The sequence below is a fragment of the Aliidongia dinghuensis genome (genome assembly GCF_014643535.1).
In the GTDB taxonomy this organism is placed as follows: domain Bacteria; phylum Pseudomonadota; class Alphaproteobacteria; order ATCC43930; family CGMCC-115725; genus Aliidongia; species Aliidongia dinghuensis.
In genome coordinates, this window is sequence record NZ_BMJQ01000009.1 from 235600 (window position 1) to 255057 (window position 19458).

General features: G+C 60.6%; 15 protein-coding genes and 2 pseudogenes. 7 read left to right on the top strand and 10 right to left on the bottom strand.

The genetic code is table 11. The features are described 5' to 3' along the window. Positions 1–7: 7 nt before the first annotated feature. The 3 genes from IEY58_RS18350 to IEY58_RS18360 form a co-directional block, all read right to left on the bottom strand. Positions 8–949 (bottom strand): NAD-dependent epimerase/dehydratase family protein, encoded by a 942-nt coding sequence (locus tag IEY58_RS18350; protein WP_189048389.1) that lies wholly within the window; start codon positions 947–949, stop codon positions 8–10. A 25-nt stretch (positions 950–974) separates the two neighbouring features. Further along, positions 975–2747, bottom strand: coding sequence for a thiamine pyrophosphate-binding protein (locus IEY58_RS18355; protein ID WP_189048391.1), 1773 nt, complete (start codon positions 2745–2747; stop codon positions 975–977). 196 nt (positions 2748–2943) lie between these two features. After that, the gene (locus IEY58_RS18360) at positions 2944–4305 is read right to left on the bottom strand and encodes a hypothetical protein (RefSeq protein WP_189048393.1); all 1362 of its coding nucleotides are present in this window, start codon (positions 4303–4305) and stop codon (positions 2944–2946) included. A gap of 235 nt (positions 4306–4540) precedes the next feature. Here IEY58_RS18360 and rfbF point away from each other — a divergent pair, with 235 nt between their 5' ends. From rfbF to IEY58_RS18390, 6 genes and pseudogenes are all read left to right on the top strand, one after another. Next, positions 4541–5314: a glucose-1-phosphate cytidylyltransferase gene (gene rfbF / locus IEY58_RS18365; protein ID WP_189048395.1), complete on the top strand. Its 774-nt coding sequence runs from the start codon at positions 4541–4543 to the stop codon at positions 5312–5314. Next, entirely contained in the window at positions 5311–6435 is a 1125-nt protein-coding gene (gene rfbG / locus IEY58_RS18370; RefSeq protein WP_189048397.1) for a CDP-glucose 4,6-dehydratase, read from the top strand. The genes rfbF and rfbG overlap by 4 nt, the downstream gene beginning before the upstream one ends. Positions 6436–6462: 27 nt before the next feature. Continuing rightward, on the top strand, positions 6463–7791 hold the full coding sequence (gene rfbH, locus IEY58_RS18375) for a lipopolysaccharide biosynthesis protein RfbH (RefSeq protein ID WP_189048550.1): 1329 nt from the start codon (positions 6463–6465) through the stop codon (positions 7789–7791). Positions 7792–8014: 223 nt separating this feature from the next. Further along, a pseudogene (locus IEY58_RS18380) lies at positions 8015–9184 on the top strand (IS5 family transposase); the annotation flags it as partial. 28 nt (positions 9185–9212) lie between these two features. Then, positions 9213–10438, top strand: a protein-coding gene (locus tag IEY58_RS18385) for an IS3 family transposase (RefSeq protein WP_189048398.1) whose coding sequence is annotated in 2 segments (ribosomal slippage) — positions 9213–9555 and positions 9555–10438 — 1227 coding nt in all. Because the reading frame shifts where the segments join, the coding sequence is not laid out codon by codon here. 27 nt (positions 10439–10465) lie between these two features. Continuing rightward, positions 10466–10663, top strand: a pseudogene (locus IEY58_RS18390) (hypothetical protein); the annotation flags it as partial. 54 nt (positions 10664–10717) lie between these two features. Here the strand turns inward: IEY58_RS18390 and IEY58_RS18395 are convergent. From IEY58_RS18395 to IEY58_RS18425, 7 genes are all read right to left on the bottom strand, one after another. Next, positions 10718–11578, bottom strand: a complete 861-nt coding sequence (locus tag IEY58_RS18395; protein ID WP_189048400.1) for a glycosyltransferase family 2 protein — start codon at positions 11576–11578, stop codon at positions 10718–10720. 35 nt (positions 11579–11613) lie between these two features. Next, complete coding sequence (locus IEY58_RS18400) at positions 11614–12624, bottom strand: glycosyltransferase family 2 protein (protein WP_189048402.1); 1011 nt, start codon at positions 12622–12624, stop codon at positions 11614–11616. A gap of 209 nt (positions 12625–12833) precedes the next feature. Then, positions 12834–14036 (bottom strand): glycosyltransferase family 9 protein, encoded by a 1203-nt coding sequence (locus IEY58_RS18405; protein WP_189048404.1) that lies wholly within the window; start codon positions 14034–14036, stop codon positions 12834–12836. 85 nt (positions 14037–14121) lie between these two features. After that, positions 14122–15132: a glycosyltransferase family 9 protein gene (locus IEY58_RS18410; RefSeq protein ID WP_189048406.1), complete on the bottom strand. Its 1011-nt coding sequence runs from the start codon at positions 15130–15132 to the stop codon at positions 14122–14124. Positions 15133–15389: 257 nt separating this feature from the next. Continuing rightward, on the bottom strand, positions 15390–16709 hold the full coding sequence (locus IEY58_RS18415) for a hypothetical protein (protein WP_189048408.1): 1320 nt from the start codon (positions 16707–16709) through the stop codon (positions 15390–15392). A 17-nt stretch (positions 16710–16726) separates the two neighbouring features. Further along, positions 16727–17674, bottom strand: coding sequence for a Wzz/FepE/Etk N-terminal domain-containing protein (locus IEY58_RS18420; RefSeq protein WP_189048410.1), 948 nt, complete (start codon positions 17672–17674; stop codon positions 16727–16729). Positions 17675–17835: 161 nt separating this feature from the next. Beyond that, complete coding sequence (locus tag IEY58_RS18425) at positions 17836–18138, bottom strand: YjbH domain-containing protein (protein WP_189048552.1); 303 nt, start codon at positions 18136–18138, stop codon at positions 17836–17838. Between the two features lie 227 nt (positions 18139–18365). Between IEY58_RS18425 and IEY58_RS18430 the strand changes: the two genes are divergently transcribed. Then, positions 18366–19424 carry a glycosyltransferase family 4 protein gene (locus IEY58_RS18430; protein ID WP_189048412.1) on the top strand — a complete coding sequence of 353 codons (1059 nt, stop codon included), beginning with the start codon at positions 18366–18368 and terminating at the stop codon, positions 19422–19424. Positions 19425–19458 lie beyond the last annotated feature (34 nt).

Below are 19458 nucleotides of genomic sequence, written 5' to 3' on the forward strand. Positions count from 1 at the left end.
GGGCTGATTAGCCCCTGACGGTCCCCAGCTGCTTGAACAGAGCACGCACCTCCATGACGACGCCCTCGATCGAGCTGAAAGTTGGGTGATAGCCGAGCATTTCGGCACGGCGGTTCTCCGAGAAATATTCCGGCTTGGCACCAGTCGAGATGACCACGGGCGGCGCGGGCACGACCTCGAACCGCAGGCTGAACTCCTCGCGCATGCGGGCCAGTAGCTCGAATTTTTCGAGCGGCGCTTTGGAATAGGCGTCGATTGCCATGTTGACCGGATCGGCCCGCAGGACGCAATCGATGAGGTGTGCGAAATCGACCGGCGCCAGAAAATCCCGCCGCATCGGCGCCTCGCTGACCTTCAGGACCTCGCCGTTGGCGATCGCCCGCACGATGTCGGTCATGAAAAAGCGCGCCGCGATGTCGCTCGTCCGGCTGAAATAGTTGAAGATGCGAATGTCGACGATCGCGGCATCCGCCAGCGCGCGGTGGCGGCATTCCGCATACATCTTGGCGACGGAATAGAAATCGGTCGCCGACAGGCCGTTGATCGGGAATTCCGCTTGGGTATAGGCCTGGGCGGGACGCAGGAACGTCCGCCCGTAGGCGGCGCCGCTCGACATGAAGAGGTAGCGGGTCTGAGGATGTCGGCGCAGGTAGGTGAGCGCCAGGTCGTCATATTCATGAGTGATGTCGAGGATCGAGCTGCCTATGGCCGCCGTGCGCGCCGGATCGCCGGATCCCACGAAATTGAGGACCGCGTCGAACGCGCCATCCTGAAACCGCTCGTAGCCGAGCGATTGCACTGTGCCCGGTAGATGCTGCTCCCGCCCCCAAGCCGCCAGTTCGTCGGGGCGCCGCGAAAACAGGGCGAGCGACGGATGTTTCTGCGCCAGAGAACAGATCAGATCTTTGGCGATGCGGCTCGTCGACCCCAGGATCGCTAGCTGTACCATGTCCCGACTTTTCGGCCCTTCGCGGCTACGAGGACGAACGAACTAGATCCTTCAGACGGGCCGGCCGTTCGTAGTCGACGAACTTGTTGCCCTCGGCATAGGCCGCCGCGTCCAGATAGGGAAACTGGTCGTTGATGGGCCGCCCCATTTCGAGCTTCGGCTCGATGAGCGTGTTCTCGCTCAGGACCACGTCGATGATGATCGCCTTGCCCTGGAACAGCGCCGGCGTGATCTGCTCGAGGTGCTCGACCCGCATGTATTCCAGGCCATAGGCTTGCGCGATCAAGCCGAAGTCCGGCGCGCTGTAGCCGTCGCGGGATGCGTCGTAGCGGCTGCCGAGGTAGCTGTCCTGGAACTGCTTGATGATGCCATAGCTGCCGTTGTTCATGATCACGATGGCGATGTCGAGATTGCGGCTCTTGACGGTCTGCAGCTCCTGCAGGTTCAGCTGGAACCCGCCATCGCCATTGTAGGACACGATCTGGCGATTGGGCGCCGTGAGCTTGGCGCCGATCGCCGCCGGCAAGGCATAGCCCATGGGCGAATTGCCGCCCGCTGTGAACAGCATATGGTCCTTCACCTTGAAGGCCTGGTGCAGCCAGCAGAGGGCAGCGCCGGTATCGCCGATCACAATTGCGTCGTCGGCGATGGACGCATTGATGCGGCGCACGACATCGTAGGGCGACAGGCTGTTCAACCGAGCGGCCGAGGTGCTGGTCTCCCGACCGTAATACTGCTGCTTCATCTCGCCGGCATAGTTGGACCATTCCGGATCCGGGCTCGCCGGCGGCAGCGCCGCCAGCACCTTCGGCAGCAGGCGGAAATCGACTTGGCTCGTCCGGTAGCCATCGTTCACATATTTCTTCAGTTCTTCCTCGTCGACATCGACGACATGGACGGTGGCGCCGATCGCGAAATTCCGGGCATTGCCAGAGCGCTGCCGGTTGTCGAGGCGGCTGCCCAGCACGATTACCGTATCCGCGTTCTGCAGGACGAAATTGGCGCCACGGTTACCGTAGACGCCGATCTGGCCCAAGAACCCCGGGTGGTCATGGTCGAAATAGGTGAGCCCCGCCCAACTGGAGACAAATGGCACCTTGGCCTGTTCCAGCCAGTGCGCGACCTCCGCCTGCACGCCTGCTAGGCCGATGCCGCCGCCCCAGAGCACAATCGGCCGCCGGGCCGCGGAAAGCGTCGCCCCCAACGCACACACAGCATCGAAGACATCTTCGTCGGCCGGCGGGACGAATGGCGGCAGCAGCATTTCGCCTACGATCTCGATCTGTTGGATGTCCATCGGGACGTCGATTAGAACCGGCCCCATCCGGCCGCTGACGGCGATCGAATAGGCCTTGGCCAGTTCTTGGCGCAATTCCTCGCCGCTGCGTACCATCACCGCGTATTTGGTGATGGGGCGCACCATGTCGACAATCTTCGTTTCCTGAAAGCCGGACTGGCGGACGTTCGCGCCGTGATAGGCACTGCCCTCCCGCTGGTTGACCTGCCCGGTGATGTGCAGGGACGGGATCGAGTCGAAATAGGAACAGGCAATGCCGGTGATGAGGTTGGTGGCGCCGGGGCCGGACGTCGCCATCGACACCCCGACCTTGCGGCCGGTGCGCCAGACCGCATCCGCCGCCATGGCCGCCGACTGTTCATGCTGGAAACAGGTGTAGCTCAACTCCGGATGACGCCCGACGGCGTCGATCATGAAGGCGCACGCCCCACCGGTGAGTAGAAAAACCCGATCGCTGCCGACTCTAGCCAGAAATTCGGCGATGTATTCAGCTCCGATCATTTCACTTTCCGCTTACACGAGAGAGAAGGCGCCATGCCCGTCTTGGTTTTACAGCGAGGAAGCAGGCGAAGCGCGGCCCTTTAGATCAATGGCAAGCCGCGGTTGAACCCTACAGCCCTGCATAGCATGTCGCGAACCGGCTTCGCATCAATGATCGGCTCTCCTAACCGACCATACGAGCCCTCCACCGACCGTCTCATTCGGCCGCAGTCGCCGTCATGCCGTGGCGGTAAGCGCCGCGAAAGCGCATCATGATCATCGTCCCAATCGGCAGGATCACCAGCGCCGTCGACAGGAAATAGGCGAGCCCCATGCCGACCGTGCCGTAGAACGCCTCGCCGATGGTGATGGTCGAGGCGACCAGCACGGCATTGCCGACCGACAGCCAGACGAACGGCTCCGCCTTGTGCGCCCGTAGATAGACGGCTTCGACGAAGATGACGCAGTTTGACAGCATCGTACCGACGAAGAACGCCATGTGCTCTGGTGGCAGGAAACGGCTCGCAATCGTGAGGCCCGTATAAGGCAGGAGCGCCATCAGCACGAACAGGGCGCAGGCCCCCAACACAGCAGTGCCTATGGACAGGAATCCGCCCTGGATCGCCGCCTGATCAAGTTCCCGCCAGCGACGGCTGGCGATCAGGGTGCCGAAGCGCGACTGGCGCGATTCGGACCAGGTCATGGAGATGGCCGAGATCATGTTGACCAGGGATAGCGTCAGGCCGACCTTGCCGGCCGCCACCGCGCCCTGAAAATGAAACGCGAGCGGCGTGAACATCGAAAAGATGAAATAGCCGCTGAGCCAGCTCAGGCCGATGCGCCATTGCAGCGGCAGCATCTCGCGCTTCCAGTCGATGCTGCGGTCGTGGGCACAGCGCATCAGGGTCAAGAACAGGCCGCGATGGCGCGAGAACAGGATCGTAGCACCAACCACGCAACTGACGCAGAGTGCGACGCCTGCCGACCACAGGCCGCCCCCGCTCGCCATGGTGGTCCACAGCGCGATCGAACCGGCGACATTCCGACCCAGACGATAGGTGTACGCATCGACGAACCGATCGCAGCCCTGCAGCAACGCCTCGCTGGGCAGCAGCAGCAGATCGACGCTGGCCGCCAGGCTGACGAGCAGCCAGGGGCCGGTCCAATGGATGTTCTCGGACGGCTGGCTGGAAAAGAACAGACTCCCACCGAGCGTCAGCAAGACCGCCATGGCCACGGAAGCGACCAGAAACCACCGGCTGGCAAAGTGCGCGATGCCCGCCAGCCGCGCGATCGCCTGCGGATTCCCAGCGGGCTTACCGAGCCTCCCCAGGCGTACGTCGACCATTTCGTGACTTACGAACTGCACGACCACCTGCGACAGGCCTAGCTCGAAGAACACCGACATGCTGACCAGATTCTGGAAGGTCACATGGTAGCCCTGCTGGACCGGCGAAAATTTCGAGGTGATGAGGTAGAGGGTCATTAGACCTGCGACCGCCGGCCAGATCTTCGAAGCCATCCCCAAGAGGATCGTCGGATTACAAAGGCGTCGCACCAGATGGCGAAGATCAAGCATGGTGTTCTTCAAAACCGACTAGAAACCAATCCCAGGGCGCGGGACCGCACGCAAGATCGCGAGGCCGTCCAGCGATAGCGTTTGTACCCTCCCGCTATGATCGATGCGACCCACGTTTTCACCTTCCGCGCATGCTTCGCCGAACGCCCCGGCAAGTGACCGCCCCGTTGCCCATTATGATTGATTCAGCCCGATCATCGTGTATGGTTCCCCCAGATTTCTCCGAGGAAAGTATATGAAGGTCGTTATTCTCGCCGGAGGTTTGGGTACGCGCCTTCGTGAAGAAACCGATGTCCGCCCGAAGCCCCTCGTGGAGGTCGGCGGCCGGCCTATTCTGTGGCACATCATGAAGATATACTCACAGTACGGGCTGAATGATTTCATTATTTGCCTCGGCTACAAGGGGTATATGATCAAGGAGTATTTCGCGAATTACGCGCTGCACATGTCGGATGTAACGATTGACATGGAAGCCGGAACGACGAAAGTACATCAGAATTACTCCGACCCCTGGCGCGTCACACTGATCGACACTGGCGACGCGACGATGACCGGCGGTCGCATCAAGCGGGTTGCCCATCACCTGACCGGCGACGAATTCTGCCTGACCTATGGCGACGGCGTCGGAGAGATCGACATTGCCGCCTCCATCGATTTCCACCGGCAGCATGGCAAGCTTGCGACCCTGACGGCGACGCGCCCAAACGCGCGCTTCGGCGCGATCTCGATCATGGGCAACGACAGCATCACCTCGTTCGAGGAAAAACCGGTCGGCGACAAGGCCTACATCAACGGCGGCTTCTTCGTGCTGTCGCGCAAGACCGTGGATTATATCCAGGATGACCAGACCATCTGGGAACGCGAGCCGCTGGAACGACTGGCGCGCGAGGGCGAACTCAAGGGCTTCCGCCACGACGGCTTCTGGCAGCCGATGGATACGCTGCGCGACAAGACCTATCTCGAGGAGCTCTGGACTTCCGGAAAGGCGCCCTGGAAGGTCTGGAAATGACACCGTCGGCGGCGTTCTGGCGCGGCCGCCGGGTTTTTCTAACCGGGCATACCGGCTTCAAGGGCGCCTGGCTGTCGCTCTGGCTGGCCAGGCTTGGCGCGGAGGTCCACGGCTATGCGCTGGAACCACCGACGCAGCCCTCGCTGTTTGCGCTCGCCGGCGTCGCGGAGGTGCTGACCTCGCATCGGATCGCGGACATCCGTGACCTCGACAGACTGAAGGCCGCGGTCGCCGCCGCCCGCCCCGACATCGTCATCCACATGGCGGCGCAGCCGCTGGTGCGCGAAAGCTATGTCGATCCGGTTGGCACCTATGCCACCAACGTCATGGGCACCGTCAACCTGTTCGAGGGCGTCCGGTCGGTCGACTCTGTGCGGGCGGTCGTGATCGTCACGACCGACAAATGCTACGAGAACCGCGGTTGGACCTGGGGCTATCGCGAGATCGACCCGCTCGGCGGCTACGACCCCTATAGCAACAGCAAGGCGTGCAGCGAGCTCGTCACCGCCGCTTACCGTTCCTCGTTCTTCAACCCGGCGGCCTACGATCAGCATGGCGTCGCCATCGGCTCCGGGCGGGCGGGCAACGTCATCGGCGGTGGCGACTGGGCGAAGGATCGGCTGATCCCGGACCTGGTCCAGGCATTTGCCCTGGGCAATACCCCGCTCATCCGCTCTCCCCATGCCGTGCGCCCTTGGCAGCATGTGATGGAGCCGCTCAGCGGCTATCTGCTGCTGTGCCAGAAGCTCTACGAGGACGGCACGGCGGGTGGCGAAGGCTGGAACTTCGGCCCGCGCCAGGAGGATGCCAGGCCGGTGTCCTGGATCGCCGACCGGCTCGCCGCCCTGTGGGGTGAAAATGCGGCCTGGCAACTCGACGCGGCACCGCAGCCGCACGAGGCAAGCTATCTCTATCTCGACACGGCCAAAGCGGGCGCGCGGCTCGGCTACCAGCCTCGCTGGCGCCTGGACGACGCGCTCACGACGATCGTCGACTGGTATCGCGCGCATCGGGACGGCGCCGACATCCGTGCAGTCACGCTTGGCCAGATCGCGCAATTTGAAGAAGCGGCTGATATCGCCTCTGATACACCGCGCCATCGCCCGCGCCCGGGGCTTTAGAAATTAGGTTTCGAGACCAGTATGACCATGACCGAAAACACCGCCGATCGGGCCGCCACGCTGCGCGAACAGATCTTGACGCTGGCCGAGGAATATCATGCGCTGGTTCACGGCCCGCGGCCGTTCGTGCCGGAACAGAGCGCCGTACCGGTGTCGGGCAAGGTGATGAGCCCGGCCGACATGCGCAACCTGGTCGATGCCTCGCTCGATATGTGGTTGACTGCCGGCCGCTTCTCCGAGGCGTTCGAGCCGCGCTTCGCAAGCTTCTTCGGACGCCAGCACGCGCTGCTGGTCAATTCCGGCTCGTCGGCCAACCTGCTGGCAGTATCCGCGCTCACGTCGCCGCTGCTGAAGGATCGTCGGCTGAAGCCTGGCGACGAGGTCATCACCGTCGCCGCCGGCTTCCCCACGACCTTAAACCCGATCATCCAAAACGGGCTCATCCCGGTGTTCATCGACGTCGACGTGCCGACCTATAATGCTGACGTCTCGATGCTGGAAGAGGCGTGGTCGGACCGGACGCGGGCCGTGATTTTCGCCCATACGCTCGGCAACCCGTTCGACCTCGCTGCGGTCAAGACGTTCTGCGACCAGCATGGGCTGTGGCTGATCGAAGACTGCTGCGACGCGCTCGGCGCCACGTATGACGGCAAGCCTGTCGGCACCTTCGGCCATATCGCGACCTGCAGTTTCTATCCGGCCCACCACATCACCATGGGTGAAGGCGGCGCCGTACTGACCGACCGCGCCCTACTGCGGCGCATCCTCGAGAGCATGCGCGACTGGGGCCGGGATTGTTGGTGTGCCCCGGGCAAGGACAATACCTGCAACAAGCGCTTCGACTGGCAGCTGGGCAAGCTGCCGGAAGGCTACGACCACAAATATACTTATAGCCACATCGGCTATAACTTGAAGGTCTCCGACATGCAGGCCGCGGTCGGCCTGTCGCAGCTCGACCGCGCACCCGACTTCATCGCGGCCCGGCGGCGGAATTTCACCCTGTTGAGCGAGGGGCTGGCGGACCTGCAGGACAGCCTCATCCTGCCGCAGGCGACGCCCAACTCGGACCCGTCATGGTTCGGCTTTCCCATCGCGGTAGGAGAAGGCGCCAAGGTCACACGCGAGCAAATAGTGAGATCTCTCGAAGCAAAGAAGATCGGCACCCGCCTGCTGTTCGCCGGCAATCTGCTGCGTCAGCCAGCATACGAAAAACTGCATTGCCGCGTTATCGGCAATCTGGAGCGGTCGGATTTCGTGATGAACCAGGTCTTCTGGGTCGGCGTCTTCCCCGGACTCGATCTGCCGAGAATCGAATACATCATCGAAAAGTTGCATGCGGCAGTAAGGCGCGCGTAGGAGGCCATAGGCGCAGCCCCTATTGGCCAGGGGCCGGAGACGCGGTGACTTAGTCGTCCGTGATCAATCGATAGCGCATTGATCGGATGACGTTTTTCGGGCTGCTGAAGTAATCGTATTTGCAGGAATGTCCTGTTGAGGCGGTGGTTTTCCTGCGTTTTCCGATGGCTGTTTCGGGCGATTTCTGATTCGATTCTCCGAGGGATTCCGCTTGGGGAACGCGATGGCGCAGCCTCGGGATGATCGTCAGAAAGAGCTGTTCCGGCCGGCGCTGGACCAGATCATCGACATGGGCCATCCACTGGTGCGGCTGGCACGGCAGATCGATTGGAGCTTTCTCGATCGGCAGCTCGGCGGGGTCTACAAGCCCAGCCCCGGGCATCCGCCGCTGCCGGTCCGGCTGATGGCCGGGCTCTTGATCCTGAAGCAGATGCATTCGCTGAGTGACGAGGCCTTGTGCGCCCGCTGGGTCGAGAACCCGTATTTTCAGTTCTTCTGCGGCGAAGAAGTGTTCCGGCACGAGTTGCGCTTCGACCGCTCGTCCTTGACCCGCTGGCGCCAGCGGCTCGGCGAGGAGCGGCTCGCGGCGCTGATCCAGGAGAGCCTGGCGGTCGCCGCCAAGACCGGGGCGCTCGTCACCGGAGACCTCGAGCACGTCGCGGTCGATACCACGGTCCAGCCGAAGGCGATCGCGCATCCGACCGACGCGAGGCTGACCCACAGGGCGATCGAGAAGCTGGTTGCCTTCGCCAAGCGCCACGGCATCGCGTTGCGCCAGAGCTATCTCCGGCTCGTCAAGCGGGCGGCGATCATGGTGGGCCGCTATACCCACGCCCACCAGTTCAGACGGGCCAACCGGGAATTGAAGTTCCTGCGCACCCCGCTCGGCCGCCTGATCCGCGACATCAACCGCAAGATCGCCGGCGATACCGCGCTCGGCGAGCGCTTCGCGCCGCTGCGGGACCTGGCGGTCAGGGTCCGCCACCAGCACCATCGCCAGCGCGGCCAGAAGGTCTATGCGCTGCACGCGCCCGAGGTCGAATGCATCGGCAAGGGCAAGGCGCGCACGCCCTATGAGTTCGGTTGCAAGGTCTCGGTCGTCACGTCGGTCACCAAGCCCAAGGGCGGCCAGTTCGTGCTGCACGCCAAGGCGCTGCACGGCAATCCGTTCGATGGCCACACGCTCGGTCCCGTCATCGCCGACCTCACCAGGCTGACCGGCATCGAGCCCAAACGCATCCACGTCGACAAGGGCTACAAGGGCCACAGCCACAAGGAGAAGTTCCGGGTCTGGATCACCGGCCAGGTCCGGCGCACCACCGCCGCCATCAAGCACGAGATGAAAGGAAGGGCGGCGATCGAGCCTGAACTGGCCCCTGTTTCGACCGGACACCTGGGCATAGCCCTGGAGGCTTAGGCCTATGCCTGAGCACGTGCTTATGTCTGAGGTTGAGATCATCACCGACGGCGGGCGCCGTCGCCGCTGGAGTGCCACCGAGAAGCTGCGGATTGTCGAGGAGACGTTGGATGAGCGGTCCAGCATCTCGGTGGTGGCACGGCGCAACGGCGTGGCGCCCAACCTGCTGTATCGTTGGCGTCGGCTCATGCTCGCCGGAGGGAGTGTTGCCGTGGCCGACGATGACGATGTCACCAGCAACAAGGTCGTGCGGCAGCTCGAAGAGCGCATCCGGGAACTGGAGCGCCAGCTCGGCCGCAAGACCCTGGAGGCGGAGATTCTGCGCGAGGCGCTCGACAAGTCGCGGGCAAAAAAACCGACCTTGCTCGCGCGGTCGCCGCTGAAGGGCGATACCCCGTGAAGGCCGTCGCCGAGACCTTGGACGTGGCGCGCTCCAACCTGATCGACCGGCTCGCCGGCAAGACGAAGCCGCGTCGGCGCTATCACAAAGCGCAAGACGCGGCGGTGGTGCCGCTAATCACGGCGTTGGTGACGGCGCGCCCGACCTATGGCTACCGCCGGATCACCGTGCTCCTGAACCGGCAGCTCGCGGCCGGCGGGACCGAGCCGGTCAACCACAAGCGTGTCTACCGGATCATGCAGGCCCACAATCTGCTGCTGGCCCGGAAGCACGCCGATCGCCCCGGCCTGGTGCATGACGGCAAGGTCGTGGTCATGCGCTCCAACCTGCGCTGGTGCTCGGACGGCTTCGAGTTCACTTGCTGGAACGGCGACGTGATCCGTGGCGCGTTCATCATCGATGCCCACGATCGCGAGGTCATCGCCTGGCGCGCCGTCGTGAATGCCGGGATCAGCGGTTCGGACATCCGCGACATGATGCTGGAAGCGGTCGAGAAACGCTTCGGCGCTTGCCACGCCCCGGCCGTGATCGAGATGCTGTCCGATAATGGCGCGCCCTATACCGCCAAGGAGACACGCATCTTCGCCCGCCAGCTCGGCCTGAAGCCCTGCTTCACCCCGGTCAAGAGCCCGCAAAGCAACGGCCTCGCGGAGGCCTTCGTCAGAACGCTGAAGCGCGACTACGTCCGCATCACGCCGCTGCCCGATGCCGCCACTGTCCTCGGATTGATTGCTGGGTGGTTCGAGGACTACAACGCCAACCACCCGCATGCCAGGCTCAAGATGCTCTCGCCCCGCGAGTTCATCGCAGCCCAGTCCGCAACCGCCTGAGTGTCCGGTCAAATGGGGGCAACATCAGAGCCCGTCATCGGTCACCTGAAGGCCGAGCACCGGATGGACCGCAATTACCTCAAAGGGCGAGACGGCGACCGCATCAATGCGGTCCTCGCCGCCGCCGGCTTCAACTTCCACCTCCTGCAGAGGTGGTTCGCAGCGATCTTGCGCGCCTGGATCCTGGCATGGCGCGCCGACGGAACAGACGCAAAACCCGCCTGAAATAGCCCTCAGGCGGGTTCTTCACGGACGACGACTTACCCACCGGAAGTCCCTCTATGGACTTTTGGGCCTCACTTTCAGCCAGCCCTCGACCCTGCCCATAACAACGTTAGCACTGTATTTGGCACGATTCCGTTTATTTTGGAGAAAATAATAAAGCATTCCGCCGACAGGGCGAGCGATCCAGTACAGGAGATGAAACGGCCCAAACTCGTGCTTCCTTAGAACGTACCCCATACCTCTGGCATAACCACGCTGTTTTCTCGTGACTGTCTCGTCGGGGTTTGTGACGACGGCTTCCTTGTGATGGGCATATAGGCTTGGATCGAAGTAGCAACGCAACTTCAGCTTGAGTGCGCGCAACGAAACGTCTTGCGCTTCACAAGCCTGCCAGGGACTCGCGGCGCCGGGGCCGATGTCCTCATCGTAGCCGCCGATCATTTCGAAAGCTGTGCGGCGAAAAAAGGCAACCCATTCGATATGGGTGGACCAAAGGTTGCGTAGGGAAATTATCTGCGGGGACATCTCAAACCTGGCGTTAATGCTCCGTCCCGTCAGGTCCGCGGCCCGCCCGGTCACCATGTCAGCGCCGGTTCGCTCCAGGATGCCGAGAGCCTTCGAGAGTATCCATGGAGGATACCAGCAATCGTCGTCCGGAAAGGTAATGATCTCGCCGCGGGCAACGCGCCACCCATTGTTCCTGGCCCGACTGGCGCCCCGCGCTGTCGGCGTCCGCAGATGGGTGACGGGGAACTGCCATTTCCTATCACCAAGTATCTCGACCAGACGATCATCGCTGTTTTGGTCAACAACAATGACCTCGAAATCCTTGAAATCCTGCCTGTTCAAGCTCTCAAACAGATCGGAAATTTCGACAGTTCTACCCAAGCTGCAAACAACAAGAGAAAATTTCACCTATCACCCCACTCGATAAGAGATTATCATATATTTTAAGATTCCCAATGAAAAGACAACATGTCTTCAGCCGCACGCATCCTGGTTACATTCGGCGGACTTCCCTTTATTGTCGTGAGAACACGAGAAACAGTCCAAAAGGCAATTCTTGGAAATAATAACGATAGCGCAAGAACAAGGCCGAGAGCATGCTTTTTGGGCATGCCGACGCCAGAGAAAATCCGACCAACAGCAGCCTTATACATAAAATGTCCGTAGCGATCTGATATGCGGTCACGAGAAATTATCAATGCTTCTGCATACATGGTCTTAAAAGGCAGAAAAGACGCTATTTTTCGGCGCAGCAAGCGACGATGTTGCGCGTCGTGAATGAGATCGGGCAGCGACGAACACCCCAGGCCGAAGGCCAATCGCGACCACCCCACCGCAGCTGTATAATCGTTCTTAAATCTGACAATGGTTTCGGAGGACTGGCACGCGACCCCCCCGTTTTGCATGTAGCACAAGGCGAGGGATAGGTGCGCCGCAAGCGTATGAATATTACGGTGCGCGATTTTCATATATTTCCGCGCCTCAGATGCACGGTAAATTGACGATGGGAGGAAGAGATGGGAGCCGAATGAATCCATGTTGGCAATATATTCACCAACCCCGTGAGAAAATTTTGTCTGCGTTCGCACTGGATGAGTCGCGCATGGCGCATAGTAATTTATAAGACCAAGAGCGGGATTGTCCTTTATCGTTCTGCGAACGATGGAAATCGCATTCGGATCAGGAACATCATCGTCGGCGAGCACCCATACCCACTCGCCGTCCGCATATTCAAAGCAACGGACGATATTGGCATCCGCGCCAATGTTGCAATTATTCCTAACGACCGAGATCGGATATTCGGACAGGTGCGGCGCCAAAGTCTCTGCTACGGGTACCGGCGAGCAATTGTCGAGGATAACCATATTGATGCCGCCGCCGAACTGCGGCAGCAACGCTTTTACTGTCTCGAGCAGCTGACGATTGCGATCGTAGGTCGGAATGACGATCGTCAACGAAAAATCGTTCGACATATGCACACTGCTTTCTTTGAAAATTCGAGCGCCCTTTATTTAACCGACGCTGACTGTGGCATTGCGAAACCACGATGAAGAAACAACTGACTATCAAATTTCAGCGACAATACGATCGAAGCAAACTCAAGGCCAGCAAAGCCGCCCGCCTCACAGCTCTATTCAATCGGCGATCGATCACGTTCGATGGTTCAGAGCTTCAACAGCACGTCGTCAGCGCTTAGTCCGCGAAGGCACAGCAACTCGATACAATCCCTTCTGTTGCACGGCGCGCAACCAACGGGAGCCATCAGGATGCCGCAGACATCGCTGGCCGGGCGCCATTCCCGGAGGTCATTGATACCGGTAAACAACGCCGTCGTCGGCACCCGAAATGCGGCAGCGACATGAACGATCGATGAATCGAGACAGATCACGCGCTCCGCTCGCGCAACCACGGCCACGAATTCGGCCCAGGGGCGATCGGTAAAGCCGCGGATGCCAGCGCTGCCCATCGCAGCGATCGTCCGCTCGATACGCTCCCGTTCCCGGGCGCCGCTGCCCGTCAGCACGAACCTAACCCCTCGCCGCAAGAGTGTGGCCAACAGATCCCGCCACTGCGCCTCCGGCCACTCCTTGTAGACGGCCCCCGCCCCCATGTGCACGACCCAGTAGCGGCCGCCATCCTCGAATGGTGCAATTTCGTGCCGGGGATGTCCTGGATAGCTGGGCTCGAAAGCAGGCAGGTCGGCGGCGCGGCTGGGCCAAAGGGCCGAGATCACATCCCGCGGGCTGTCAAAAATCGGCCGTGGCTCGGCGCCCGGCTCGACCGGGTGCGTCAGGAGCGGTCCGAATCCGCCACTCGCGAAGCCAGCACGCACGGGAATCCCCGCCATATAGAGCAACGGTGACGCTGGAAACGGAAAGAGATAGAGATCCAACGCAACGTCATAGCCGGCCGCCCGCAACTCACGCGCGGTCGTCTGGCGGGCGCGGATGAACCGCCACAACGCCTTTAGGCGGCTAAGCCCCTGCTCTCGCTTCAGGATGTCCAGCAAACGCCCTTCGACGACATGATGCCGGTCGACAAGCCCGGTGCCGGCCAGCACCGGCACCGTCTTCGCCGAAGAGAGAAAGCCAATTTGGGCTTGCGGAAACAGGCCGCGCAGCGCCTCCAGCGCTGGCAACACCAAGACGACGTCACCGAAATCGGCGCAATTTGACACCAGGATACGCGACGGGCGCGCCGGCACCGCGGGCTTGGGCCAGAAGTGGCGCAGGATCGACAGCACCCCATCCGCAAGCTGGAGCGCGCGCAGAAACGCCTTGTTGTAGACGTAATAACGCGGCGACGGCCGCCGCCTCGGCGGCAGGACGACCCTGAGGCCGGGAGAGGAGCCACAACCGTTCGTCACGTCCTCTACCACCCTCCTTCGCCGATACGAGGCCCCACTCGGCCGGCCCGACAGGCCGGGCAAAGCCACCCCGGCGGTCGTCCGCTCATGGCGTCGAAGCCGAACAGAGCCGGTCGAGCCGGTCGAGCCGCTCCAGCACGGCGTCCGCACTGATCCCCCGGATACACTGATAAGGCTTATCCGAGCCGCCGCACGTCGGGCTGTTCATGCACGGCGCACAAGCCAGCCCCAAGCCGCCGTTCACCAGTTCGGCGCCGGGCGGCAGCACCATTTCCGCCAGATGGCTGCCGTTCAGCATGATGCTCGGCACGCCGATCGCATAGGCGGCATGGATGGAAAAGCTATCCAAGCAGACGACCGCGCGCACGCGGCTCAATGCCTCGAAGAAGTCGCGCAGCGAACCGGTGATCAGTTCCGTCTGCGCATCGATCACATCCCCATAGCCCGCCATGAGGCTCGCGCGCTCGTCAGGCGCCGCGAAGATACGGACCCCGAACCCGCGTGCCCGAATGCCGGCAATAAGCGCGCGCCAGGACGACAACGGCCACTGCTTGCATTCGAGGCTGGCCGACACATGGAGCCCGATGGCGTCGAGCGTCGGCGCGTGGCGGGTAGCCTCGCCGTCCTCCATGTAGAGCCGCGGCTGCGCCGGTCCCGTCGCCCCAAGCGTTCGAGCGATGCACTCTTGCGCGTCATAGATATTCAGCGTCGCACGCTCGATTGGGACTGGGTGAGCGCGAAGGCTGCCCAAACCCTCGCGAATCATCCGCCGAAACGGATGCCCGGCCTCCCAATACGGGCTGACGGTTCCCCGTGGACTGATGAGCCAAGACAGCAGGTTCTCGCGAAAATCGCCGCCCAGATTGATCACGCAGTCAAAGCGGCGCCGACGGAGCTTCCAAACCTGTCGGAGCAGATCCATGGCACCGGCAATACCAAACCGCTTGTCGGTCCCCATTGGGAAGTTGGCGGCATAGACCGCGGACACATGAGGGTTGCTTTGATAAAGCGAGCGGAAATGAGGCCGGGTGAAGATCGAAACGCGCGCGTCGGGAAACGGCCGCCCTCGCGCCTCCACGAGGCCGGTGGTGATCAACGCGTCCCCGAAATTGCGACCCTGGACGAGCAGGAAATCCCGTGGAGCGAACCTTCGTCCGGTCGACCTCTCATTGCCCACGTCTGAAACCACCCAAGATCGACAAGCCGAGAATGCCGCACCACGCGGGACAACCAGGAGAAAAAACGGCTACGCCAGGACTGTCCCCACGCGATAGCATCAGATCCTTACCGAGTCACCTCGCTTGGTGACAAAACCCAAACCACGCCCTCAAGCGTAGATACGTCGTCGTCAAATCAGCGCGCTACGTTCGCCGTGATTTTTCTGCCCCTCGGCCAGCCGACAAGCAACACGATGACGATGCCGGTAAACAGCATCGCCGTAACTAGGTCAAGACTCAGCGCAAGAAGACTCGTCGCAAAGCCCATAATGGCTGTCAAAAGGAAGTACATCATGTAGAACTGGAAAAATGTCAGATCACGCCGCAATACGATCTTACGCATGATTGACATTTGAATACCTGCCATTGCCCCCGTGAACGCAGGCCAAAGAACCGCGCCGACATAGCCGAACGCAACGTAACCCCATACGGCGTCCGGCAATCGGAATCCACCCGTCGGGGCATTGGCACTAGCCCCAATCGCAAGCTTCGTCACAACCGACGGATTCCATTCATAGTGATAGGGGATGAGCGCGCCGAGCACCGTTCGGCCGAGCGACAGATCATAGTGCCTCGCCTGAAAGCCGCTCCAGAACATAATAAGATCTGAGATGTCTGGCACGCCAGAAAATATAAGCTCAGGATCCAGACGCTGACTGAGCCCTAAAACGTAGAACAAAATACCATTGGCGGCCGCTCCAAACGCGTATATCATCAAGTATACGATCATTACGGCCGATGAATATTTTCCACCCCTATAAAAAACGCTACCAGCGAGAAGAAAATCGACGAACGGACCAGCAATTGGTCCGCGCTTCAGGCTTAGAAAGATTGTACCGGCGGCAATAACGACGATTGTTATGTAAGCGACCTTCTTGGTTAGCCCCTTAGGGAGGCAGACCATGAAAAGCGGCGCGATCGCTACATAAATCTGGAAACCCAAACGTAGGAACGGTGCTACCGGTGCGTAGGCTTCCTGATACTCACCGCCATAAAATTTCGCCGCCAGAGGATCTGCAGCAAAGATCGGGGCAAAGCCCATTTTCGCATAGGCAAATAGTTGCAGTGCAGATGAGGCGACGGCCAGAACGGTGACGAATTTGATCAAGCGCTGCGGGGCCTGCGGGCCAACATTCCGCACTTTTTCGAGCAAGCGCAGAATTGCGCCTTTGATCGGGGTCTCGAGCTTGAAACCAGAATAAAACGCAACCGCGTGAGCCGTAGCGCCGATTACGAGCACCAGGAGAAGCGATTCCAGATAAGGACCAGCGCCGGCCAGCAGGCCAATTTGGTAGTCGAAATAATAGAAGACACCCCCAACAAGAGGGAGCAATGTGAATGGGAGATGATGCGTAAAAAGCAAATTACGCGGCGACGGCCAGCATGCCAGGTATATGATCACCGGCTCCAGCAAGGCAAACGACATCAGCAACTTGCTGAAACTATAGAAATCCACCGGCAAGAACCTTCGCTTTAACGTCTCAGATGCGAAATCAACGCCTCCAGACCGAGGCTCTCGTAAACCAGGACGCCGATCGTACTGAGCATCAGGCCCCCAAAAAGGCCCAGTGCCAGTGTCAAACCAATTCGAGGTTCGGTGGGCAGGCTGGAGACCGACGGGCCATCGACAAGATCCATCGAATAGTTGACCCCACTGTCGGCAAGCATCTCGTCACGCCGAATGTCTGACAACAGATTAGTAAGCACTTGCCGGTCGACTACATCTGTGACGCTCTGCATACGCGCCGCAATGAAGCTCGAATAGCTCCTGTCGTGTTCGATGACATCTTGGCGAATCAGGCCATCGGCGTTTTCGACGACAGTTCGGAGCAACTCTAGGCAGAAGTCTCGCTCAGGGCAGCTGTATTTAATTTGAAAGGCAGAGCTACGCGGAAGCGGAGTGACGACAATGTACCGGCCGAGAAAATCCTCAAGATGCCAGGCCGTCGGAGTCGTATCCGTCGGACGATGCAGAAGCCTCAGGATAAACTCGTGAACGGAAGCGAGCAGACCGGTCGGCTTCACCCATGTCTGCGATTGCGCGTCCCACTGCCCCGCAAATATCTTGTGCGCAAGGCTGCCGTCCTTGATCAGCTCGTCAGCCAGACGACGCGAATGCAACGTCTGCTCGAACCGCTGAAGCACGGGAGGCGCCGACTGAGCGCCTGCCAAGCCAGCCAAAAGCCCGGTAGGCGACGAGGTACTGACGTCGCCGCGAACCTTCGCGCCGCTTCGGTCAATCGGCGGGGCCACAACGGCAACGGCTTCATATTTGGCCGGCACGAAAACAAGCACGAGAATGCCGACAAGAAGGCCGACGAGGCTAAACGCGATGATCCATCGAATATATCTCCCCAGGCGTTGTCCCAGGGCGCCCACACCTTCGACATCAACCAAACCTGGCTGCGCGATATCCGACATCACGAGTGCTCCGCGCCGTGCTCATTCGACGTCTGCGATATCAGGGTTCAGTCCGCAAGGCCAACCCTTTTACGCCCGTTAGATTAGATGCTTTCTCGTCGGGCTCGCGCGTTCCGGCAGCAGCGCGTTCGAAGGCAGAAAAGCAAACCATCGACGCGGCATTACTGCATCAACGCATCCCAATGGTCATGCAACCGCCCCGGGTCCTCCCCGTACGTCTCCCAATAGAGCTGTTTCGGACTGCTCAACAACTGGCCGCCGTCTCTGGTCAGCGGACGATAGACCGTGCCGATCGACGAGCGGCTGGGGAACGGCGTCGCGAGGTCGATCGGGATGCTGATGAACAGGCCGCGGTCAAACCGGCCTTCGCCAAAGACGCTCGACGGCACGTTGGTGATGGTGAAGAAGCCGCCAACGCGCATGCCGCTCTCGAACTCACGCGAAAGCTCGTAGGTGAAACCGATGTCGCGCGCCCAACAGCCGGCTCTCTATTGCGGCAGAGAGCGTTTCGAGTAGGATGCGTTTAACCATTGCCGACGACGGAAAAAACTCATTAGCCGAAGATCGGCCTCCGACAGTGCTACGACCTTTGAGGTCGCCCATCTCTCTCGACCGTGAGATCCACCTGCGACTGAAAAGTCTCGGGAGGGTCTGTCTTTACCTTGTGCGTTTGAATAGAGGATGAGTTTCGATGCAGGACGAATCTGGAATTCAGGTAAATACGCGCATCCTGAGCCATCGGCTGAGCGGTGCGCAGCGCTATCTGACCGAGATTTTGGCCTGCCTGCCTCAAAACATCACCCGAATTGCGCCAGAAAAATTCCACCATGGCGGGCGAGGCCATCTTTGGGAACAAGGAATTCTACCTGCTCTTTTCAGAGGCGGCAAGGGCAGCGTGCTTTGGAGTCCCAGCATTACCGGCCCACTGCTTGTGCGTCGACAAGTTGTTACTTGCTTTGACACGTCAGTCTTCGACGTGCCTGACGATCGAGATCCGACGTTCGTCAAATTCTACAAATGGCTAATGCCGAAGCTTTACCCTCGGGTCGAGAAGATCATTGCCATCTCGGAATTCACACGAAAGCAGATCGTTCGACATACGGGTGTGCCATACTCCAAGGTCGAGATGATATCTTGCGGCGTTTCCGACCGGTTCCACCCGCATGACGCCCAAGCGATTATCGAGATGCGGACTGCCCTGAAGATCCCGCGAGACCGGCCCTATATTCTCAGTCTTTGCACGTTGCAGCCTGCCAAGAACCTTTCAACATTGCTTGCCGCCTGGCAGCAGCTGGAGAATCGCATCTCGGACGACGTAATGCTCATTCTGGCTGGCGGCTCGGGAAAGAGCGATGTCTATTCAAAGCTCGACCTGAATCACGTTCCCCGTAATACCTTACTGACCGGCCACGTTAACGACGCTCTTCTTCCGGCGCTCATTGCCGGAGCTAGAGGGTTCGTCTTTCCCTCTCGTTACGAAGGATTCGGCCTGCCGCCGCTGGAGGCGATGGCGTCCGGCACACCCGTCATCTCCAGCAATGCGACCTCCTTGCCGGAGGTCGTAGGCGATGCCGGAATTCTCCTCGATCCTAACAAGCCCCACGATTTCGCCGCCGCGATTCTAAGCCTTGTGGAGGATGATCGTCTCCATAGCGACCTTGCTCGCAAGGGCCTCGAGCGCGCCAAGATGTTCCCCTGGTCTTCAGCGGGAGAGCAGACGCACCGCCTTCTAAGGGCAGTGCTTGGCTGATCGCGCCGTCTTGGCGGATCGGGCGCACTGCTTG